Origin of the sequence: Halomonas sp. TP35 (genome assembly GCF_052375975.1) — a bacterium.
Classification (GTDB): Bacteria; Pseudomonadota; Gammaproteobacteria; order Pseudomonadales; family Halomonadaceae; genus Vreelandella; species Vreelandella citrativorans.
The window spans coordinates 174,113-195,955 of record NZ_JBQSUZ010000004.1; the positions used below are offsets into that span (position 1 = coordinate 174,113).

The following is a 21,843-nucleotide window of genomic DNA, read 5'->3' on the forward strand; positions in this document are numbered from 1 at the left end:
GTTGCGCCAGGTCAATGATTGGCGTGTGAATGCCCACCTGAGTGCATGCTGAGTGACCAAAGCTGCCATACGGCAAAACCGATAATGACGAGCGCGGCGATGGTTCTTGTCGCGGGGTGACGAATAAGATGATTAAGCTTACGTGCGGCAAGTCCTGTGGCCAGTAGCGCAGGCAGGGTGCCCAGGCCAAAAGCGCCCATTAATAAAGCCCCCAGAAGCGGTTGGGCCGTCGCCAGGCTCCAGGCCAGCATTGAATAAACCAGCCCACAGGGCAGCCAGCCCCAAAGGGCGCCTAGTGCGAATGCCTGGGGGAAATGAACCACCGGCATCAAACGTCGTCCCAAGGGCTCAAGGTGACGCCATAATCGTTTGCCCACGGCTTCCACGCGCAAAAGCCCTTTCCACCAGTTAGCAATATACAGCGCCATAAGAATCAGCATGAGTGCTGCAACGCCTTGCAGCAGTTGGCGCGCCAGCAGTGAGGGCGAAAGCACGGTGCCCAACGCGGCTACCAGCGCGCCTGCCGTCATGTAGCTTAATATTCGGCCCAGATTGTAGCTTAGCAGTAGGCCGCCCATACGTGCCGCGCTACGCATGCTGGGCGGGATGGCAAAGGTTAATGCGCTCATGACGCCTCCGCACATGCCGATGCAGTGGGCCCCGCCCATCAACCCAAACACAAACGCGGCGATAAGAGGAGGAAGATCAAGCCCGGTCGGGTTCATGGCACGCCTTTGACTACTGAAGTGGATAAATGGGAGGTGGATACGTTTGAAGTAGATAGCCTGCGTGAAAAGCGTAGCGTATTAGCAATGACGGCAAGCACACTGACGCCAGCGCCCGTGATGGCGCCAAACGGCGATAGAGCGCCCACTGCCGCTAGGCAAAGCGCTATCACGCTGATGGAGGCCGCCATACCCATTGAGTGTTGTATGCAGCGCTGCGTGGCGCGCGCAATGCTAAGGGTTTCTACTGCGCGCTCGCTTCGTGGGCTGAGTATGACTACGTCTGAGCAAGACGCTATCGCCTCATCTGCTGCCTGCGTTGTTTTGGCCAATGAAAGCAGGGCGCAAGGATTCGTCATCACCACGCCTCGTGTGCGTAACTGCTGGTAAGCGACCGTCAGCGCCGCTGGGGTTGCCAACGCCAAGGCGCAAGGGCTGCCTGCTATCAGCAGAGAAAGCAGTACATCCAATGCCATTAGCGGTTTAAACCACCACCAGAGGGCTGCCACACCCAGCGTTATGATAAGCAGGCCAACGGCCCACTTGTGCACGCTGCGCGCATTAATACTGGCCAGGTGCTTTCCAGTAAAAGCAGCGCCAACCAAGGCGCCTAGCGCTGCGATACGGGTATGGGCAGGCGGTTGGACTACGTTAATCACCAGCGGGTTTTCGAGGTTTTGGCAGCCTGCCAGCACGCTATCTCCTTTAGCGTAACTCACCGGGAGCGGTTCGCCGGTGAGCTGTGAGGTGTTCAGGCTTGATGCGCCTTGCTCGATAATGCCGTCAATAGGTACCCGCTGTCCCGCATTCACAACGATACGATCACCTGGGCAAAGCTCGCACGCGGGTAAAATTCGTTCGCTTTCGTCGGGATAGCGCCGAATGGTCGTGGCGGGTAGGGCTCCTTTAAATGTGTTTTGAGGGCTTCTTAAGCCTGACAATGATCTAGCGCAGCCAAGAAGCAGTAACAGCGTTGTGAGCAGCGCAATCATGCCAACGTACATGCCAACGTAGTGCTCCCCTGTGTGAAAAAAAGATGCGTAGCCGCTGGCCAGGTAAGCGCTGCCCAAGGCCAGGGCAATAGGCACGGCCGGGCCCAACAAACCACGCTTTATATCGGCAAGCGCCTGTCGAAAAAAAGGCGGTGTGGCAAACAGCATGACAAGCGTTGCCAGTACCATGGGAAGCCAGTGAAGCAGCGTAGTAGTACGCGTATTGAGATCCCCCCGTGCTTCGCCTTGCAAAAAAAGCATGAGCAGCGCGATACCGAGAAGGCACGCCCCCGATGCTCCCAGCCGCCAAGCACCCAGGCGCTTTTTATAGCGCACGCGTTCCTGTTCAGGGTCTGGCTCAAAAGGCAGGGCGCTGTAGCCAATACCGGCAAGCTCGGCCAGTAGCTGGGAAAGCTTAAGCTTGCTGGGTTGCCAGCTAACGTGAAGGCGATGCCGTGATAAATCGACGGCACTTGAGGTGATGCCCTTCAGCGCATTTAAGCGATGTTCAATTAACCAGCCACAGGCATTGCAGGTAATACCTTCTACCGCGAACGTAGCGCTTAACTGGTCACTGTCGACGTCAGGGGGCAATGTTTTCCGGAATTTTGTCTCAAATTCAGGGCTGTCGAAATACGCCCAGGCATCGCTATCGAGTGACTCTCCGGCGGGCGTTTCGGGCAGTTCAGTGCGCTGCTGGTAATAGCGCTCCAGGCCGCCCTGTACAATGGCATGGGCAACGGCCTCGCAGCCTGGGCAGCACAACGGGTACGTGGTGGCGTCCAGCGTTATATGCCAAGGCGCATTGCTCGGAACAGGGCTGCCACAGTGGTAACAAGAGGAGGCCGATAACGTTGTCATGGCCTCGTTGCCCGTTCTTTAAATAACCGTATCATCAACGCTTTATCAGGCAAGAGTGTTTCCTTAAGGTAGCAGCCATCTGAAAACTCTTGAATGAATAGTGAAGGTTTAACGGATTAAAATGCCAAGAGGAAGAAAACCGTGATGCCAGACGCTTATGCAGGATATTTGCCCCTTCCACCAGACGCGCTGGAGGATGCCTTGACGAAAATTGAAGCGCCCAGATTCTTTTTAGTGGAGGGGCTTGGGCCGCTGGCAGTGGTGGGGCGGGCGCATATCGGGCGTATTTTATGGGCGCATGGCGCAGGCGCTGGGCATCAGTCGTCTTTTATGCAGCGCATGATCAATGGGCTGGCAGCCCAGGGGCTTCAGGTGTTTGCGATTGACTTTCCCTATATGCAGCAGATTAATCAACAGGGGAAACGCCGCCCGCCACCGCCGGTTGCTCACACGGTAGCGCATTTTACTGCCTGGTATCGTCTGCTTGCGCCATTGGCGGCATCGCCACTGTGGGTGGGCGGAAAGTCGATGGGCGGACGGGTTGCGACGATGTTGGCCAGCCAGCAGGCTTGCCCTGGTGTTATCGCCGCGGGCTATCCGTTTCATCCGCCGAAAGCACCTGAAAAACGTCGGTTAAGTCACTGGCCTGATATTCACTGTCCGGTACTGGTACTACAAGGCGAGCGTGACCCGTTTGGTACGCGTGAAGAAGTAATTGGCTATCCATTAACGCCTCAAACCAGGCTTGACTGGCTAACTGATGGTGACCATGACTTTAAGCCAAGGCGTGCTTCTGGATTAAAACATGAGTTTTTGATTGACGAGGCAGCCTCACTTGCGGCATCCTTCGTCCGCGCTCATGGAACGCCTTCGTGAATGTGAGCAACGCGCTGGTTTAAATCATAAAGTTTAAACATAACGTGTTGACATTCAGCAGGGCTTCTGTAGAATGCAGCGCCACGTGACCAGCGGGTGGTTAGCTCAGTTGGGAGAGCACCAGCCTTACAAGCTGGGGGTCACTGGTTCGAACCCAGTACCACCCACCATCGAAAGATGGTCTGGAAACGTAAAGCAGTACCAAAGTAATATCAGCATGATGTAATGCGGACCGGTAGTTCAGTTGGTTAGAATGCCGGCCTGTCACGCCGGAGGTCGCGAGTTCGAGTCTCGTCCGGTCCGCCATCATCATACGTTTTACTTTGTAGCAGTTATCGCTATTCGGACCGGTAGTTCAGTTGGTTAGAATGCCGGCCTGTCACGCCGGAGGTCGCGAGTTCGAGTCTCGTCCGGTCCGCCACGATAACTTGCAGATTCGTTGATGAAGATCAACATCTTGGGTGGTTAGCTCAGTTGGGAGAGCACCAGCCTTACAAGCTGGGGGTCACTGGTTCGAACCCAGTACCACCCACCATTTAAAGTCCTTTTAAATGGTGGTAATTGTAATACCGCGTTAAGTGCCTTATATGTGGACCGGTAGTTCAGTTGGTTAGAATGCCGGCCTGTCACGCCGGAGGTCGCGAGTTCGAGTCTCGTCCGGTCCGCCATTAAGCACCTTCGGTTTATACCGAACGAATTCTAAAACCCCGGATCATTGATCCGGGGTTTTTCGTATGTGCGCGGGTTGGTTACGCTAGTCAGGCAACCGCGCTAACACCTGCCTTGGCAATCTGGACGTCCTGCTCAGGTTTTACACCGGAAATGCCTACCGCGCCGATCACTTGCCCATCGACGATCACCGGAACGCCACCCGACAATAAGCCGGGGAAGGGCGCGGAAACAAATGCTGTGCGGCCACCGTTAATCATCTCTTCAAACACCTGCGTTTCCTTGCGGCCAATAGCGGCATTACGCGCTTTATGAGAGGCGATTTCCGCGCTAAAGGGCGCGGCTCCATCCAGGCGGCGTAGCGCCAGTAGATGGCCGCCATCGTCAGTGACCACAATCGTCACCGGCCAGCGGTTGTTGTCAGCTTCTTGTTGCGCGGCATCAAGTATCTTGTTGATATCGGTAAGCGTCAGTACGGCTTTGGTTTGCATATCATTTCCTATTGGTTAGTTGATAAACAGTGCTTTAAAGAGTATCTGGTTAATGAATGTTATTGAGCGAGTGCGGCGTCTACCACTTCGACCCAGTGACGAACCGGCGTGCGGTTCGCGCCTGCCAGGTGCGTTTGGCAGCCAATATTAGCCGTTACAATAAGCTCAGGATTGCCTGCCTCCAGGGCATTGAGCTTATTGTCGCGCAGCTGTGTGGCCAGTTCCGGCTGGGTGACTGAGTAGGTGCCCGCTGAACCGCAGCAGAGATGAGCATCCTGCACCGGGGTCAGCGTAAACCCTAACGTGGTTAATACGCCTTCAACCGCGCCGTTAAGCTTCTGGGCGTGTTGTAGTGTGCAAGGGCAGTGAAAGGCCAGCCGCTGAGTCTCTTTTACCTGAAGGGCGTCCAGGGGTTCCTCTCGAAGTATCTCAACAATGTCTTTTGCCAGCGCACTGACTCTCTGGGCTTTTTCAGCATAGCGCGGGTCATCCTTGAGCATATAGCCATACTCTTTGATAAATGCCCCGCAGCCACTGGCCGTTTGGACAATGGCTTCCGCTCCTTGCTCAATATGTGGCCACCAGGCATCAATGTTGGCGCGCATGCGTGCTCGGCCGTCGTCCTGGGCATTGAGGTGAAAGTCAATGGCCCCGCAGCAGCCAGCTTCTGTGACGGGCGTTAAGCTAATATCCAGTCGGTCCAGCAGCCGCGCTGTGGCGGCGTTGGTGTTGGGCGATAATCCAGGTTGTACACACCCCTCTAGCATCAGCATTTTCCGAGTATGCTGCGTACTGCCCGGCCGTTTGCCAGCATCAACGGGCGCGGCTGGTATTTTATTGCGCAGCTTGCCTGGCACCAGCGGCTTGAAGGTTTGGCCCAGTTTAAGCAGCGCCTTGAAGCGCGTTGGCTCCACCATCATTTTACGCAGCGCATAGCGCTGGGCACGCTCGGCTGGCGGGCGCGGTACTCGACGCTCAATTTCAGCGCGGCCGATATTTAACAGCTTGTGATACTCGACCCCGGAAGGGCAGGTCGTTTCACAGTTCTGGCAGGTTAGGCAGCGGTCCAGGTGCAGCCGGGTTTCTGCGGTGACCTGGTCATCGTCGTCGCGGCTTTCCAGCAGTTCCTTCATCAGGTAGATGCGCCCGCGGGGGCCGTCACGCTCATCGCCCAGCAACTGGTAAGTGGGGCAGGTCGCGTTACAGAAACCGCAGTGTACGCAGGTGCGCAAAATGCGCTCCGCCTCCTGAATATGCGGCTTTTGAAGATCCGCATCGGTAAAATGCGTTTGCATATCAGTTCTCCTGATTAAAGCGCCGCATAAAGACGACCGGGATTAAAAATAGCGTGAGTATCCAGCTCCGCTTTCAGCCTACGGTGATACTTTTCAACCACGCTGTTTAACGGCGTAAAGGGCTCAGCGGCTCCACCTCGCGCCTGCGGGGTGTAGCAGGTAGCGTGCCCGCCGGCGGCCTGGCATACCTCGCGTAACGTTGCTGCATCGAGGGTGGTTTTTACCCAGCGCTGGCTGCCGCCCCAGTCGTAAAAGATATCTTGCTGGGGAATATCCAATGCAAGCGGGTCAGTGTTCGGAGGGAGAGAAAGGCGCCACAGCGGTGGGTCATCGCGGTACTTAAAGAAGTCATGGGTATGATCACGCAGCGAGGCCCAAAAGCTGGCCTCCAGCGGTTCGCCCCCCAGGCGCTCACGGGTGGCTTTTACCGAGCTTTCGCCCCCCTCCAGGCGAATAAATAACTCGCCTGCGTGCCAGGCTGCGGCAGTGATGGGTAGTGGCTCGCGGCCAAGTTCAGCCAGTTTGTGTAAGGCCTCTTCAAGGCTTAGTGACAGGCGCAGACAGTGGCTTGCTGTGGGAACAGGCAGCACCTTAAAGGAGATATCGGCCAGTACGCCAAGCGTGCCTTGGGCACCGGTCATTAAGCGGGAAAGATCATACCCCGCCACGTTTTTCATCACCTCGCCACCAAAGCGCAGCAGTTTGCCCTCTTGGGTAATAATGCGAGTGCCGAGCACAAAGTCGCGTGCGGCGCCCGCCCAGGGGCGCCGGGGGCCAGAAAGCCCGGTCGCCACAGCGCCGCCAATGGTGCTGTTCTCACCAAAAGAGGGCGGCTCAAAGGGGAGCATTTGATGGTGTTCGGCAAGCGCTGCCTGAAGCACGCTTAACCGTGTGCCCGCCCGCACGGTGACCACCAGCTCTACGGGGTCGTAAGAGACAATTCCGCTGTGCTCTGCCATGTGCAGCGGCTGGCCTTCCACAGGGCGGCCATAAAACGCACGGGTGTTCCCCCCTGCAATACGCAGTGGCGTGCGCGTTTCATACGCGTTACGCACCTGGTCACACAGGCGCTCAGAGATATCGCGGTCTGCGGCGTTAATCGCTGGATCGGTCATGAGTGTTCCTTATGCCATCAAAACCGCGGAAGCTCCGGGTGCGGCAATTCATTGTTATGCACATGCATGGCGCCAAATTCGGCACAGCGAGCAAGCGTAGGGATGTTTTTACCGGGGTTGAGCAGGCGCTTTGCATCAAACGCGGCTTTTAGCGCATGAAAAATGCGGATCTCATCGGCCTGGAACTGGCTGCACATCTGGTTGATTTTTTCGCGCCCCACGCCGTGCTCGCCGGTAATGGACCCGCCTGCTTCCACGCAAAGCTCCAGAATCTTGCCGCCAACGTCCTCGGCAAGCGCAAGCTGCCCCTCTTTGTTGGCATCAAACAGAATCAGCGGGTGCATGTTGCCATCGCCTGCGTGAAACACGTTGGCCACGGCCAGCCCACTCTGTTCAGAAAGTGCGGCGATACCCTTGAGTACGCGCGGCAATTCGCGGCGCGGGATCGTGCCATCCATGCAGTAGTAGTCCGGCGACATACGACCAACCGCTGGGAAGGCATTTTTACGTCCGGCCCAAAACATGGCTCGCTCAGCCTCATCGCGGGCCTGCTGAATTTGTGTGGCGCCTGCCTTTTCGAGTACCCGACGTACCGTTTCACAGTCGTCATCTACATCTGCCTCAACGCCATCAAGCTCACAGAGCAAAATGGCTTCAGCATCCATGGGATAACCCGCTTTAACAAAATCTTCGGCCGCTTTAATGGCTAGCCTGTCCATCATTTCCAGCCCGCCTGGAATGATGCCTGCGGCAATAATATCGCCCACCGCTCGGCCCGCTTTTTCAATATCGTTGAAGCTTGCCATCAAGACCTTGGCGGTTTCTGGTTTGGGCAGCAGCTTGACGGTAATTTCAGTCACCACGCCGAGCATGCCCTCTGAACCATTCATCAGCGCCAGAAGATCAAACCCCGGCGCATCCAGCGACTCGGCGCCCAGCGTCATGTGCTCGCCTTCAATAGTAAGTACGTCAACACGAAGTACGTTATGCACCGTGAGCCCGTACTTTAAACAGTGCACGCCGCCTGCGTTTTCCGCCACGTTGCCACCAATTGAGCAGGCGATTTGAGATGACGGGTCAGGGGCGTAGTAAAGCCCGTAAGGCGCGGCCGCTTCAGAAATAGCCAGGTTGCGTACTCCCGGCTGCACACGCGCCAGGCGGGCGTCCGGGTCAACGCTTAAAATACGATTAAAACGCGACATTACCAGCAGCACACCTTGTTCAAGCGGAAGTGCGCCGCCGGAAAGGCCGGTGCCCGCACCGCGCGTCACTACGGGCACATCAAGTGCGTGGCAGCGCTTTAGCAGGGCTTCAACCTGCTCAAGGTTCTCAGGCAGCGCCACCAGCATGGGTAGCACCCGGTACGCCGCCAAGCCATCGCACTCAAAAGGGCGCAGGTCTTCTTCCCGGTGCAGCAGGGTCATGGTGGGTACCGCCTGCTGTATATCGCTTAAAACCTCGGCTTTATCGCGGTGGACAAGCTCGCCGTCAAGGCGCTCATCAAAGAGAATATTCATCACAACATCTCTGGTTTTTTTATCGTTAAAGGTAACCGCACGGTCAATTCGCTATGGCGTCAATCTGAGCTTTTTTTGTGCGGCTGTCCAGGGTGTGGTGCAATGGTCAGACCAGTAATTAGTCGATGTTGAAACGCGATGGCGCCTACTTGCCGATGAGTAAATCTCACCTTGCCATTGGCGACCAACCGACGCTTGGATGAGAGAAAACAGATGCCCTTTTCCAATCAAGAACCTGTACTTGGCCTGCGTACGCCTGACCATGTCGCCGCCCGTTTGGAGCGCTTGATTCTGGATGGCGTCTTTCGGCCAGGCCAACTGCTGCCTTCTGAGCGGCGCCTCTGCGAGCGACTTAAAGTATCCAGAGCCTCGCTGCGTGAAGGCCTGCGCATTCTACGTAGCAGAGGCGTGATTGAAACTCGCCAAGGGCATGGCTCAACCGTGGCATTGCTTCTACCCATGCAGGATAAAAGTCCGTTGATGCACCTGTTCCATGATCATCCGCGCACGCTGTTTGATCTGCTCGAAGTGCGCGCCCTGCTGGAAGGAGAGTCGGCTTTTTTGGCGGCGACGAGAGGTACCTCCATGGACCGCGTATTGATTACCCGGCGCTACCAGGAGCTGGCGGATTATGCCGAGCACGCCGAGCACATTGATGTTGAGCGGCTGGCACGGCTTGACCACGCCTTTCATCTAGCAGTCTCTCAGGCATCGCACAACCCGGTGCTGGTACATACGCTGCAAAGCCTGACCGACCTGCTGCTAAGTTCGGTATTTGCCTCGGTTAAGCATCTTTACCACCGCGCGGGCCCGCGTGAAATGATCAACCGCCAGCATGCCCGGCTGCATGATGCGGTTGTCGCCGGCGACGCCGAACAGGCCAGGCAGGTGGCTCTGGAGCATCTCACCAGCATTACCGAGCTGCTACGGGAGCTGGAAGCAGAGAGCGAGCGCCTGGAGCGCTCAGCCATGCGTATGGAGCCGTGGTGATTCTGGGCTGAAAAAAGTACCGGACTAAAAGATTCACGTTGCTCAGCGGCTAACACAGGCGCTAGCCTAGGCGATGACAATAATCAAAGGAGAGCGGTGTGGCTATTTACCAGTTCGGTGAGCATCAGCCTGATATTCATGACGACGTGTACGTTGCTGAAACCGCAGACGTGATAGGGCAGGTAATCTTAAAAGCGCGCTCTAGCGTCTGGTATCAAGCGGTGCTGCGCGGGGACAGCGACCTTTTGGAAATAGGCGAAGAGAGCAATATTCAGGATAGCGCCGTATTGCATGCCGACCCGGGGTATCCGCTCAAAGTGGGGCGCGGCGTCACGGTTGGCCACCAAGCCATGTTGCATGGTTGTACCGTAGGCGATGGCTGTTTGATCGGTATTCAAGCCGTGGTGCTTAACGGCGCTGTGATCGGTGAAAATAGTCTGGTAGGTGCGGGGGCATTTATTAAAGAGGGCGCTGTATTTCCGCCCAACTCGCTGATTGTGGGCTCACCTGCGAGGGTAGTACGCACGCTTTCTCCTGATGCCATAGAAGGGCTTAAGCTAAACGCGCAAAGCTATGTTATACGCGGCCAGCAGCATGCAACCTCGCTAAAACGCATCGATTAGCACATCAACTATTACATTAGCGATCACATCAACGAATGCGCGGCTTTCTAACGACGTTCCTTGCGTTTAAAGCACGACACCCCAAGGCAGGCTTGGGGTGTCGTAAATAGTGAAGCTAATCAGATGTTCTACATAAGTGGGTCCGTAACGCCAAGCACATAGAACGCTACCATCGCAATAATACCCGCGAAGACAAGATAGTAGATGGTGGGAATAATGGTTTTACGAATGGTCGTACCTTCACGGCCCAGCAGGCCAACGGTCGCAGAAGCCGCCACAACGTTGTGAATCGCAATCATGTTACCCGCAGCGGCACCGACTGCCTGCAGAGCCACCATCATGGCGGTTGAAACGCCCAGCGTTTGGGCGACGTTAAATTGAAACTCTGCCAGCATCAGGTTAGAAACCGTATTGGAACCTGCAATAAAGGCACCCATGGCGCCCACTGTGGGGGCGAAGAAGGGATAAATGTTGCCCATGCCATGAGCAACTGCCTGCGCCATCATTACCGGCATTGACACCAGATCCGCCCCATTAACCCCTGAATTGATCAAAATACGTACCATGGGTACGGTGAAAATCAATACAAAGCCCGCGCCCAATATCGTTTTGGTTGACTCTGATACCGCCGCGCTTATTTTGCTCGGGTTCATCCTGTGCAGGAAGTAGGTAACGATCACCACCGCCATAATAATCCCACCCGGTAGATAAAGTGGCTGTACACCACCACTAACGCCCGTCTCGCCTAGAATGTTGTTCCAGTCCAAGCTGATAGAAGTGAGTGCCACCCGCAGCGGTTCAATGGTTCGTGAAGCTACCAGGAACAGCGCCAGCAATACATAGGGAACCCAACCCATAAAAGTAGACATCGGGGCCTTTCCGGCGACATCTTCAAGCTTGATTTGCAGGTTGCCAATCCACTCATCTGGCCAAGAGGTTGATTCCGGAAAGTCCCAGGTATCTTTGGGAAGCAAAAAGCCTTTACGCGCTGCCGGTACAACAATTGCCAAGCCGACCATGGCGCCAATCATGGAGGGAAATTCTGGGCCCAGAAAAACGCCCACCAACATATAAGGAATCACAAACGAAATGCCGGTGAAAAGGGCAAACGGTACAATCGAAAGCCCCTCTTTCCAGGAGCGGTTGGCGCCGAAGAAACGCACCATCACCAGTACCAAAATCAGCGGCATGCAGATGCCGATGATGCCATGCGTAATAGCCACTTCGCTGGTGATCAGTTGGAAAAATGTGCCCCAAGTGGAGCCATCCGCTTCCAATTGTGCCGTTATGCCCGCGCGGTCCAGCCCGCTGCCCACGCCCACGATAATAGGCGTGCCCACGGCGCCGAACGACACCGGGGTAGATTGGATCATCATGCCCACTACGACCGCGGCAAGTGCCGGGAAGCCCAAGGCAACCATTAGCGGTGCGGCCACGGCGGCGGGGGTGCCGAAGCCAGAAGCGCCTTCAATAAAGCAACCAAACAGCCAGGCAACGATCAGTGCCTGAACGCGACGGTCCGGACTGATGCCTGAAAAACCATTGCGAATAGCGGTAATGCCCCCTGAATGCTTCAAGGTATTGAGCAGCAAAATGGCGCCAAAAATAATCCACAGCAGGCCTGCTGTTTGTATAAGGCCTTGGATAGTCGAGGCGGCCACGCGGCTAAATGACATATCCCAGGCAGTCAGTCCAATGGTGGCTGCGGTGAGGAATACAATCGGCATCGCTATTTTGGCCGGTATTTTAAAACCAACGAGTAAAATACCTGCCAGCAGTAATGGCAAAAAAGCCAGAAGAGCAAGTGTTGTTTCGTTCATGGGAGAGACGCCTTGTTATTTATTGATATCCCGCAATCGTTGTCTATCGTTTTAAGTACTAATGAGAAAGATACGGCTCAGCACAGGAAATAACACTATTGAAACGTTGATCTTGTCAGAAAACGCGTTGTTTAGGGGCAGCATAATGCTGCGGGGTAATCATCAAGTGATTGTTTCATTGTGGTTATTAAGGAGTTTCAAGCATTGTTGGAAGAGAGCGTCATTAGACTAAAAGAGAGTGCAGGGGCTCGCTACTTCTCCAGACAGTGCTTTAAACTCAATGGCGATGAATGCGCCATTTTTGAATCTCCTCTTTTCATTAACGGTAAGGGCAAAAGATGACACGTACGCTCTATGACCTGTGTGGCCGTGACGAACGACTGCGTTTCTCTCCCTATTGCTGGCGCGTGCGCATGGCGCTGGCTCATAAAGGTCTGGTCTATAACACCATCGCTTGGCGATTTGAGGACAAGCAGGCGCTGGCGTTCGCCGACTACGATAAAGTCCCGGTGCTGTGTGATGGGGATCAGGTCATTACCGATAGTTTTAAGATAATGCGCTACCTGGATAAAGCCTATCCCGACGCCCCTGTATTGGGTGAAGGAACGGCGTACCAACGCGCGCTGTTTTTTAAATACTATGTCGAGCGCAGCGTAACGCCCTCACTGTTTCGTAGCGTTGCGCTGGATTTATTGGCCGCTATTCATCCCGATGACCGTGATTACTTTCGTAAAACCCGCGAAGCACGCTTTGGGGCACGCCTGGAAGAAGTGCATAACCCCGAACAGGGCAAGCAGCAGCTTTACCAAGTGCTGGCGCCGGTGCGTGAGCAGTTACATGGCAGCCCTTTTCTGGATGGCGAAACACCCAGCGGTATCGATTACTTACTGTTTGGAAGCATGATGTGGACCCACACCGTCTCGCTTGAGCCGTTGACCGAACCCGATGATCCGGTCTCTGAGTGGTTTACGCGTATGCTGGATGCTCATAATGGGATTGCGCGCCAGGCAATCACGATTCGTGATTTAAATTAAAAATCGAATAAACTGCTGATTAAAAAGCGCCTTGAGAGCAGTACGTGGCATGCAGCGCACGGGAATATAAAAAACCATGTTGCGCTGCACAAAAAGCACTGCTAGGTTTACGTTCAGCAGCGGCAAATGCCAACGCAATAGCAGCGCCTCCACGACTAACGGGCGGCGGCCTGCTAGCTAACTCAAGGAGATGTCGTGATGATGAAGACTGCAGAGAATAACACCCAACAGTTCGAGTCTGCCTTTGTGTCACCTATGCGTTCTTACACGCATGCAGCGCTTGATTACTATGAAAAGCTGATGGGTGCTCAACTTGATGCTGCCCGCGCTTACTCAGATATGACCATTTCCCAAGCACGTACTTGGCTGGATGTTAAAGATGCTGATGGCTTTAAGAAAGCCATGGAAAGCCAGCAGCGCGTTGCAAGTGACTTCATGGAGCGGGTGAAAGGGGATTCTGAAAAAGTAACCTCTATCAGCCAGAGCTTTATGCAGGACAGCGCCAAAATGGCCGAAGAAAATGCCCAGAAGGCGAGCAATGCCACGCAGAAAGCGGCTGATAACGTTCAGAAGTCAGCAGAGTCGGCAAAAAAGTAGATCCCTGTTAAGCCATTCACATGGCGATGAAAGCGCTGCGATCCTCTGGACGCAGCGCTTTTTTTATTGCTCATCATTAGCCAAACGTCATGTAATATCGCCCACCCAAGCGAGGCCAAGCGCGATATCATGACGCGATGCAAACGTAAGGAGGCGATAGGAGAGCCACATGAGTGATGCGCAGGCGACCGCGAAGCGGGTTGCTCCAGAAAAAGAGGGCGATGAACGTCACGATGCTATATATCGTGCGGTAAGCGATGCGATTGTTGAACAGCGCCTAAAACCCGGTGCCAGGCTGCGTGAAGATGCGCTTGCCGACGTGTTTAGCATTAGCCGTACCGGCATACGCAAGATTTTACAGCGTCTTGCGCTGGAGCAATTAGTAACCCTAACGCCCCGCCGCGGTGCCAGTGTTACCCGACCCACCGCCGATGAAGCCAAGGATGTTTTCGATGCTCGCCAGCTTGTCGAGTGCGGATTAATGCCCGATGTGGCAAAGCGAATCGGTGAAAAAGAAGCAGCTGAACTGCGCGAGATGGCCCGCCAGGAGCGCCATGCGCTGCGCAGTGGTCAACAGAGCACCGCCATTCGCTTGTCAGCGGATTTTCATGTGCGCCTCGCCCAGCTTTCCGGCAATGCCACACTTGCCGAATTTGTAGAGCGCCTCTGCTCGCGCTCATCGCTTATTCTTGCGGTATATGGTCACCGTGGTCACCTCGGCTGCGAATCCCACGACCATGACGACCTGATCGGCTATCTGGAATCCGGCAACGGAGAACGCGCCAAAGCCTTTATGAGCCGCCACCTAAAAGCGATTGAAGCCTCGCTCTCCATGGTCGAAGAAGAGGAGAGCGCCCCGGATCTACAGCAGATATTTGGGGACTGAGGCGAGCTTAATCGCTAAAGCCGCGTGTGGAGCTTACATCAAGCTCCAGAACGCCTCGACCAGCGGGTTTTTCAGGTTCTTCTTCAGGGTAAACAAGCCAATATCGTAGGGCGCTAGTTCCGGCGCCACGTCGAGTACTCGAATGCGACCCACCAATGGGCTGTTGTCGAGGACGATTTTAGGCACCACGCCAATGCCAAAGCCCAGGCTCACCATGCTGACAATGGCTTCATTACCGGTGACCTGGGCATAAATACGTGGCGAGATGTCCAGCTTGCGAAACCATTCATCTACACGCGCTCTGGAAACGCCGCTTTCCGATAGAATCATGGGAGTGTTCGCCCATTCTGCCGATGTGAATGGCGTGCCGGTTGGCGCATTCGGCACTTGCTGTTCCAGCGGGGCAATAAACAGCAACGGCGACGTAGCGATGGGCTTAAAGGCCAGACCCCGCGGTAGATGGGCAGGCTTTGCTGCAATGCTAAGGTCTTCTTTACCATCCAGCACGTGTGCAATGGCGTGTTCCGGGTCGCCTGTGCGCAGCTTGATTTCAATGGCCGGGTAGGCGATACGAAAGCGGCGAAGCAGCTCGTGCAAAAAGCTGTAGCTTGCCGTCACCGAGCCATACAAACTGATTTCACCGCTTAATTGGTCAAGATTGTCGGTTAACTCATGGCGGATCAAATTCCATTGGCTGCTGGCATCGCGGGCATACGTGAGGAATTTTTGCCCTTCCTGAGTCAACACCACGGTCCGGTTGTCGCGGTTAAACAGCGACACGCCCAGTTCGTCTTCCAAGTGGCGGATGTTGCGCGAAAGCGCAGAAATGCTGACGTAGCACTCGTCGCTTGCACGGCCGAAATGCAGCGTTTCGGCCAGCGCGAGGAATTGTTTTAAAAGTTTAAAGTTCATAAGCGCCATGATAATAGCGTTTTGTGAAAATAGGGACGTGTTGTTGCAAATATATCAATTTAAGAAATAGTCGTTTTTGGTTAGATTGGATTCACTTACATAGCGCTGGATCCCGTATTGAGCGGCTGTGTCACTTTTTTCGTGTCGGTGTGTCGTGCATCGATAGCGTGATGATACTTAATCAGGATGTAAACGATGGCTAACTATTTCAATACCTTACCGCTACGCGAACAGCTGGCTCAGCTTGCAAAATGTCGTTTCATGTACAGCTCAGAATTTGCTGATGGCGTCGACGCGCTGAAAGGCAAAAAAATGGTAGTGATTGGCTGTGGCGCGCAAGGTCTCAACCAGGGCTTGAACCTGCGTGACAGCGGCCTGGACGTTTCCTACGCACTGCGTCCTGAAGCCATTGCGCAAAAGCGTCAGTCCTGGAAAAACGCCTCTGAAAACGGTTTCGTGGTGGGTACCTATGAAGAGCTGATTCCCACGGCAGATATCGTTTTGAACCTGACGCCGGATAAGCAGCACACAGCGGTAGTGAACGCTGTTATGCCGCTTATGAAAGAAGGCGCTTGCCTGTCCTACTCCCACGGTTTCAACATCGTTGAAGAGGGCATGCAGGTTCGTGATGACCTGACCGTCATCATGGTGGCGCCCAAGTGCCCGGGCTCTGAGGTGCGTGCTGAATACGTTCGTGGTTTCGGCGTTCCTACCTTGATCGCTGTGCACGAAGCCAATGATCCTAAAGGCGAAGGGCTTGCGCTGGCGAAAGCCTACGCAGTGGGCACTGGCGGCCACAAAGCGGGCGTGTTGATGTCCTCTTTCATCGCGGAAGTTAAATCCGACCTGATGGGCGAGCAGACGATTCTTTGCGGTATGCTGCAAACCGGTTCTATCCTCTGCTTTGATAAAATGATCGAAGAAGGTATTGAGCCAGGTTACGCCTCCAAGCTGATTCAGTACGGCTGGGAAAACATCACCGAAGCGCTTAAGTACGGCGGCGTGACCAACATGCTGGACCGTCTTTCCAACCCGGCCAAGATCAAGGCCTTTGATCTGGCGGAAGAGCTGAAAGACATCATGCGTCCGCTGTACAACAAGCATCAAGACGACATCATGAGCGGCCACTTCTCCCGCACGATGATGGAAGACTGGGCGAACGATGATGCTAACCTTCTGAAATGGCGTGCAGACACTGCCGAAACCAACTTCGAGAAAACGCCTGCTAGCGACGTTGAAATTTCCGAGCAGGAATTCTTCGACAACGGCATTTTGATGGTCGCCATGGTGAAAGCGGGCGTTGAGCTTGCGTTCGAAACCATGACTGCAGCGGGCATTATTGCCGAGTCTGCTTACTACGAGTCGCTACACGAAACGCCGCTCATCGCGAACACCATCGCGCGCAAGAAATTGTACGAAATGAACGCGACGATCTCTGATACCGCGGAGTACGGTTGCTACCTGTACAACCACGCCTGTGTGCCGCTGTTGGCAGACTTCATGAAGGGCATTAAATCCGATGTCATCGGTAAAGGCCTTGATCTGGACGACAACGGTGTCGATAACGCACGTTTGATTGACGTCAACGATGCGCTTCGCGCTCATCCGGTGGAAGCTGTTGGCGCCGTGCTGCGTGGCCACATGGCCGATATGAAGAAGATCGTTTAACCCGAGGGTTAATCGTTAGGTAATCAATTGAAAGCCGAGATATCCACCACGATATGCTCGGCTTTTTTGTCCCTGGATAAAGACTTTCCGAACCCTGATTTTTTACCAATGTAAGGAACATGTTCATGGAGCCTTCAACCCGCTTGGCGAGCATTCAGCTAAACAATGCGACGATCAGTTTTGATGATCGCTTCACCCTAAGCGAGATTGACTGGACCATCGAACCTCACCAGCATTGGGTCATCACCGGCGCTAACGGTTCCGGTAAGTCGGCCCTGGCGGCGGCACTGGCTGGCGTTGGCAAGATTGAAGCGGGCACTGTTCAAGGGCTTCCCGAGCGCGTCGGGCTGGTCTCTTTTGAAGTGCAGGCCGAGCTTATCGCAGAAGAGCTGAAAAAAGACGATGCCGACATCATGGATGTCGTGTCGCTTGGCACGCCGGTCAGTGAAATGATTTTCGAGCACTGCCAGGATGCCGAACTCGCTGGCGAGCTGGTTGAAAAATTCGGCCTAACGACACTCCTCGACCGCGCCTTTCGCAAACTCTCCACGGGTGAAACCCGCAAAGTTATGCTGATCCGAGCGCTGGCTAACAAGCCCGATCTGCTCATTCTAGATGAGCCGTTCGATGGCCTGGACGTCGACACGCTCACCATGCTGCAAGCACATCTTGCCTCTATTATCGAAAGCGTCCCCATGGTGATGGTGCTCAATCGCTTCGACGAAATGCCGGACTTCATCACTCATGTGGCTTACCTGGATAAAGACCGGCCGGAACCGTCACAGGGGGATAAAAAACGCGGGGATAAAAAAGGTGGCGAGAAGGGGCGCCTGGCGTTCACGGTAGACCGCCGGGATGAGGCCGCTTTCAACGAGCTTTACCAACTGCTGCATTTGAAAACGACTGACCTAAGCGTGCCCGAGGCCGACCCTGCCCATCAGTTGCCCGCGCTCGACCCCAACCAGCCGTTAGTGAAGCTTAAGCAAGCGACGATTAAATACGGCGATACCGTCATTGTGGACTCGCTCGACTGGACGATCGAACGCGGGCAACACTGGCAACTGAGTGGTCCTAACGGCAGCGGTAAAACCTGCGTATTGTCCTTGATCACGGGAGACCACCCGCAATGCTATACCAACGATATTTTCGTGTTTGGCTTCCAGCGCGGTAACGGCGAAAGTATCTGGCAGATCAAGCAGTTTATTGGCTATGTCTCCACGGCCCTGCAATGGGAGTATCGTGTCAGCACTAGCTGCAGGAACGTCATCATCTCGGGCTTTTTTGATAGTATCGGCGTTTACACAAAATCTACCGATAATCAGCAAAAGATTGCCGACCAATGGCTTGATTTATTGGGTATGAAAACGCGTGCCGATCAGCCGTTCAATAAGCTTTCCTACGGCGACCAGCGGTTGCTACTGATTGCCCGTGCCATGGTGAAGCACCCACCGCTTCTGATACTCGACGAGCCCTGCCTGGGTCTTGACGACATGAACCGCCAGCTCGTTCTCGCGCTCATCGAGAAAATCTGTGAAGGCAAGGAAACCACGGTGCTGTACGTCAATCACCACACGGAAGACAGGATAAAGGAAATAGACAACCATTTAACGCTTGATAAAAACCATTAGGCGCCGACGTTTTCGTAGCCGCTTTCACCCTAAAAAGCGCCATCGGCACGAAGCTAATGGCGCTTTCAAGTTGCCTAAACTGTCAGTTTGAAATCATCAGTTTTTAAATCACCAGTTCCTGAAGTATCCGTTAAAACTCACTCACCTCAACTTGCCTTCTGCTGGGTAAAGGTGGGTGCTGCCTTAAACTGTCGCATCAAGCCAAAGTAGAACGCGCCTCCTAATCCTGCACCAATGAGCCAACCGTAGCCGCCCAAGCTTGAAAGGGCGGGGACTAACACCGTAGAGAGTGAGAAAAGCGCTGCGCCACCGAACGCAATCAGCGCACGCGAATTCCAGCCGTTGGTGTAGTAGTAGGTGCTGCCTGGTTTCGATGAGAACAGCGCCTGAATATCCAGCTGTTGGCGTTTAATCAGGTAATAGTCCACCACGATAATGCCGTAGAACGGGGCGACGATGGCGCCTAGCGCATTTACGAAACCGGGAATGCCGATCTGGCTGATAAACGATATCCAGAAGGCGCCGACAAAAAAGGCGATAACGGCGGTAATCAAGCCACCCACCTTAAAGCTGATTTTGCTGGGAAAGAGGTTGGCCAGGTCATAAGCGGGCGGAATAAAGTTGGCGACCAGGTTAATGCCCACGGTAGCGGCAAAGAAGGTGAGGGCGGCGATGATGGTCAGCGGTAATGAATCAACGCGCTCAACAATGTCGGCGGGGTTGGTGAGCGCCTCGCCAAACAGTACCAGCGTACCGGCAGTAATAATAAGCGCGATAAACGAGAAAAACGCCACGTTAAGCGGTAACCCAAGCAGGTTGCCCAGCTTCATTTGCCGCTCGGTTTTTACAAAGCGGGTAAAGTCGCCAAAGTTGATCACCACGGCCGCAAAGTAGGCCACCATGGTGCCTACAATGGCAAGAAACGCGCCTACGGCGCCCACGTTTTGCTCACCGCTTCCGCTAAAGATGGTTCCAATGGCGGGTAGCAACTCGTCTCCTGCCTGGTACCAGACAATCCCCATCAGCACGACCATAACCACGTACACCAGCGGGCCTGCCAGGTTTAAAAAGTGCTTAATCCGTTCGATGCCTTGCCAGAAGATCGCGATTTGAAAAAGCCACACGATGACAAAAGACACCCATGCGACGCCAGAAAGGCCCAGGAAGGTCGTGCCACTGCCCGCACCAATAAAGGCGGTAATCAGCAGGGCGACTGCCGTTGATGCGAAATAGGTCTGCACGCCGTACCAAAAGATACCCACAATCGCGCGTAGCATGGCAGGCAGATTGGCACCGCGCACGCCCATGCTGGCGCGCACCATCACTGGAAAAGGGATGCCGTATTTAACGCTTGGTTTACCCGTGAGGTTCACCAGATACATCACAATGACACCGGCGAGAATAATCGCTGCCATCACTGCCCATCCGTTCAAGCCATAGGTGAGGAACAGTGATGCCGCGAGGGTATAGCCAAACAGGCTTTGAATATCGTTGGACCACACGTTAAAGATTTCAAATGCACCCCAGGTACGTGCCTGGGGCTTTAAGGGGGCCAAGTCTTCATTATAAAGCGAGGGATCGAACTGCTTGATATCAAGATCGCTGTTAGGCGGTTGCTCATGCATGGCAGGCTCTCTCTGCATTAATCGTCAGCACGGCTACACGTGTGCAGCCGCCGGTTGGGAAGGGTTAGCGTGTAAAACGCTGGCAGGCGGGCCAGTGTTTCATCAGTAGGTAATAGGTAAGGCCGGCGGGAATTAAGCTGGCGTACCAGGAGACCGCAGAGAAAGAGAGTGCTGCCAGGATGCCCACCGCGGTCGCAACGAGAGCCGCTTTATTGACGCCTTGATAAGGACCGGTGGGATCGTAGAGCTTGCTGATATCCAGCGTGCGGCGGCGGATGATGTAGTAATCCACCACCAGGATGGCAAAGATAGGGCCAAGAAAGGCCGAGTAGGTTTGGACAAACAGCTGTAAACCGGCGGCTGAGCCCGGTTGAACCAGCTTCCAGGGGAAAGTGGCAAACGCTAATAGGCCGACAATGACGGTCGCGACCGGGAACTTGATCTTGAAGATGTCCATTAGTACATAGGTAGGCGGCACCACGTTGTTCAGTACATTGGTCGTGACCTGGGCAAAGGCGATAAACAGCAGAGTGGTCATTAGTAGCGGCGTGTTATCCACTGCATTGGCAAACACCTGAATGGGGTCTGCGGTGCCTGTGGCTTCCGACACCATATAGCCGATCAGGCCCATAAACAGCGTGCAGGGTAGAATTGACATGGCGTAAATGGTGGTAAGCAGGCTCTGGGCCGTGCCTTTTTTATGTTCACGTGAGTAGTCGCTGACGTTAAGCATCATGGTGCTGTAGATGCCTAAAAAGAGCATGGTGGCGCCCCAGAATGGCATACCCCAAGAGCCTTCCATGGTGAACAGGCTGGCGGATAATTCATCGCCATAGCGCTGCACCGTGGCGTAAAACATGTACATCAGCGATGCCAAAATAAACGCGCTGCCGATATTTTCCAGCCACTTGATGCCTTGAAAGCCCATCACCGAAAGGCCGATTTGCAGGAATTGGAAGGTAATAAAGTAAAACACCAGGTTATCAAAGCCGAATAGGGTCGCTGACACCATGTTGAGTGCCCCTGCGCCAATCCAGCTTTGAAAGCCGTACCACACCACGGCAGGCAACGCGCGAACCAGACCGGGAATACGCGTACCGGTAAACCCAAATGCACTGCGCGCCTGCACCATAAACGGAATGCCGTATTTGTAGCCCGCCGCACCGTTAATCGCCAGCGCAATGCCGATGACAAAGCACCCGATGGCGATGGCAAGCGTTGCCTGTAGCAGGTTTAACGTACCTACAACGCTTGAGCCCATGGCAAAGGTACCGATGGAAACGCAGCCACCAAACCAGGCCAGAAAGTAGGAGCCTCGCCCCATAATTCGGGTACCCTGGGGGGCCAGGCTTTCCTCCCCCAGGGCTTTGGTGCGCGCTGTAGAAGAGTCTTCTGACGCAAGAGCAGCATTTGAAATGCTCATGATGTCGTCCTCGCAAGATTATGAGTATTGTTGGTTTCTCAGGTTTTAGCCTGAAAGATGCTTGCGGCATGGCGTACTACTGGACGTTCTGGTTCT

The 21,843-nt window shown here is 54.5% G+C and carries 18 protein-coding genes and 5 tRNA genes; 13 read left to right on the forward strand and 10 right to left on the reverse strand.

Going from position 1 to position 21,843, the window contains the following annotated elements:
• Positions 1-11 precede the first annotated feature (11 nt).
• The gene (locus ACT3RU_RS07595) at positions 12-725 is read right to left on the reverse strand and encodes a sulfite exporter TauE/SafE family protein (RefSeq protein WP_192527640.1); all 714 of its coding nucleotides are present in this window, start codon (positions 723-725) and stop codon (positions 12-14) included.
• Positions 722-2,578, reverse strand: a complete 1,857-nt coding sequence (locus ACT3RU_RS07600) for a heavy metal translocating P-type ATPase metal-binding domain-containing protein (RefSeq protein WP_192527641.1) — start codon at positions 2,576-2,578, stop codon at positions 722-724. The genes ACT3RU_RS07595 and ACT3RU_RS07600 overlap by 4 nt, the downstream gene beginning before the upstream one ends.
• A gap of 144 nt (positions 2,579-2,722) precedes the next feature.
• Here ACT3RU_RS07600 and ACT3RU_RS07605 point away from each other — a divergent pair, with 144 nt between their 5' ends.
• The 6 genes from ACT3RU_RS07605 to ACT3RU_RS07630 all read left to right on the forward strand — a co-directional run bounded on the left by ACT3RU_RS07605 (position 2,723) and on the right by ACT3RU_RS07630 (position 4,122).
• Positions 2,723-3,454, forward strand: coding sequence for an alpha/beta fold hydrolase (locus tag ACT3RU_RS07605; RefSeq protein ID WP_192527649.1), 732 nt, complete (start codon positions 2,723-2,725; stop codon positions 3,452-3,454).
• 94 nt (positions 3,455-3,548) lie between these two features.
• Positions 3,549-3,624, forward strand: a tRNA-Val gene (locus tag ACT3RU_RS07610).
• Between the two features lie 59 nt (positions 3,625-3,683).
• A tRNA-Asp gene (locus ACT3RU_RS07615) sits at positions 3,684-3,760 on the forward strand.
• 38 nt (positions 3,761-3,798) lie between these two features.
• A tRNA-Asp gene (locus tag ACT3RU_RS07620) sits at positions 3,799-3,875 on the forward strand.
• 38 nt (positions 3,876-3,913) lie between these two features.
• Positions 3,914-3,989, forward strand: a tRNA-Val gene (locus ACT3RU_RS07625).
• A 56-nt stretch (positions 3,990-4,045) separates the two neighbouring features.
• Positions 4,046-4,122 (forward strand) — tRNA-Asp (locus ACT3RU_RS07630).
• A 90-nt stretch (positions 4,123-4,212) separates the two neighbouring features.
• Here the strand turns inward: ACT3RU_RS07630 and ACT3RU_RS07635 are convergent.
• Genes ACT3RU_RS07635 through glcD form a run of 4 tightly spaced genes read right to left on the reverse strand, consistent with a single transcriptional unit; the run spans position 4,213 to position 8,541 of the window.
• Positions 4,213-4,614, reverse strand: coding sequence for a GlcG/HbpS family heme-binding protein (locus tag ACT3RU_RS07635; RefSeq protein WP_087111863.1), 402 nt, complete (start codon positions 4,612-4,614; stop codon positions 4,213-4,215).
• 59 nt (positions 4,615-4,673) lie between these two features.
• Complete coding sequence (gene glcF / locus ACT3RU_RS07640; RefSeq protein WP_192528507.1) at positions 4,674-5,909, reverse strand: glycolate oxidase subunit GlcF; 1,236 nt, start codon at positions 5,907-5,909, stop codon at positions 4,674-4,676.
• 14 nt (positions 5,910-5,923) lie between these two features.
• Positions 5,924-7,024 (reverse strand): glycolate oxidase subunit GlcE, encoded by a 1,101-nt coding sequence (gene glcE, locus ACT3RU_RS07645; protein WP_192528506.1) that lies wholly within the window; start codon positions 7,022-7,024, stop codon positions 5,924-5,926.
• Between the two features lie 17 nt (positions 7,025-7,041).
• Complete coding sequence (glcD, locus tag ACT3RU_RS07650) at positions 7,042-8,541, reverse strand: glycolate oxidase subunit GlcD (protein WP_087111869.1); 1,500 nt, start codon at positions 8,539-8,541, stop codon at positions 7,042-7,044.
• Between the two features lie 213 nt (positions 8,542-8,754).
• Between glcD and glcC the strand changes: the two genes are divergently transcribed.
• Both glcC and ACT3RU_RS07660 read left to right on the forward strand, forming a co-directional pair.
• Complete coding sequence (glcC, locus tag ACT3RU_RS07655; RefSeq protein ID WP_192528505.1) at positions 8,755-9,531, forward strand: transcriptional regulator GlcC; 777 nt, start codon at positions 8,755-8,757, stop codon at positions 9,529-9,531.
• Positions 9,532-9,629: 98 nt separating this feature from the next.
• On the forward strand, positions 9,630-10,154 hold the full coding sequence (locus ACT3RU_RS07660; RefSeq protein ID WP_192528504.1) for a gamma carbonic anhydrase family protein: 525 nt from the start codon (positions 9,630-9,632) through the stop codon (positions 10,152-10,154).
• Between the two features lie 128 nt (positions 10,155-10,282).
• Here the strand turns inward: ACT3RU_RS07660 and ACT3RU_RS07665 are convergent, their stop codons facing one another.
• Positions 10,283-11,974, reverse strand: coding sequence for an L-lactate permease (locus ACT3RU_RS07665; protein WP_087111891.1), 1,692 nt, complete (start codon positions 11,972-11,974; stop codon positions 10,283-10,285).
• A gap of 338 nt (positions 11,975-12,312) precedes the next feature.
• On the opposite strand from ACT3RU_RS07665, the gene ACT3RU_RS07670 reads away from it, so the two are divergent.
• From ACT3RU_RS07670 to ACT3RU_RS07680, 3 genes are all read left to right on the forward strand, one after another.
• On the forward strand, positions 12,313-13,008 hold the full coding sequence (locus ACT3RU_RS07670; protein ID WP_192528503.1) for a glutathione S-transferase N-terminal domain-containing protein: 696 nt from the start codon (positions 12,313-12,315) through the stop codon (positions 13,006-13,008).
• A gap of 198 nt (positions 13,009-13,206) precedes the next feature.
• The gene (locus tag ACT3RU_RS07675; protein WP_087111893.1) at positions 13,207-13,605 is read left to right on the forward strand and encodes a phasin family protein; all 399 of its coding nucleotides are present in this window, start codon (positions 13,207-13,209) and stop codon (positions 13,603-13,605) included.
• A gap of 169 nt (positions 13,606-13,774) precedes the next feature.
• Positions 13,775-14,491 (forward strand): GntR family transcriptional regulator, encoded by a 717-nt coding sequence (locus tag ACT3RU_RS07680; RefSeq protein WP_192528502.1) that lies wholly within the window; start codon positions 13,775-13,777, stop codon positions 14,489-14,491.
• A gap of 33 nt (positions 14,492-14,524) precedes the next feature.
• Here ACT3RU_RS07680 and ilvY read toward each other — a convergent pair whose 3' ends face one another.
• A complete protein-coding gene (gene ilvY / locus ACT3RU_RS07685) occupies positions 14,525-15,403 on the reverse strand; it encodes an HTH-type transcriptional activator IlvY (RefSeq protein ID WP_192528501.1) in 879 nt (292 codons plus the stop codon).
• A 195-nt stretch (positions 15,404-15,598) separates the two neighbouring features.
• Between ilvY and ilvC the strand changes: the two genes are divergently transcribed.
• Both ilvC and modF read left to right on the forward strand, forming a co-directional pair.
• Positions 15,599-17,071 carry a ketol-acid reductoisomerase gene (ilvC, locus tag ACT3RU_RS07690; RefSeq protein WP_087111897.1) on the forward strand — a complete coding sequence of 491 codons (1,473 nt, stop codon included), beginning with the start codon at positions 15,599-15,601 and terminating at the stop codon, positions 17,069-17,071.
• Positions 17,072-17,196: 125 nt separating this feature from the next.
• Positions 17,197-18,699, forward strand: a complete 1,503-nt coding sequence (gene modF, locus ACT3RU_RS07695; RefSeq protein ID WP_192528500.1) for a molybdate ABC transporter ATP-binding protein ModF — start codon at positions 17,197-17,199, stop codon at positions 18,697-18,699.
• A gap of 146 nt (positions 18,700-18,845) precedes the next feature.
• Here modF and ACT3RU_RS07700 read toward each other — a convergent pair whose 3' ends face one another.
• A complete protein-coding gene (locus tag ACT3RU_RS07700) occupies positions 18,846-20,324 on the reverse strand; it encodes an NCS1 family nucleobase:cation symporter-1 (protein ID WP_192528499.1) in 1,479 nt (492 codons plus the stop codon).
• Between the two features lie 64 nt (positions 20,325-20,388).
• The gene (locus ACT3RU_RS07705; RefSeq protein WP_087111903.1) at positions 20,389-21,747 is read right to left on the reverse strand and encodes an NCS1 family transporter; all 1,359 of its coding nucleotides are present in this window, start codon (positions 21,745-21,747) and stop codon (positions 20,389-20,391) included.
• Positions 21,748-21,843 lie beyond the last annotated feature (96 nt).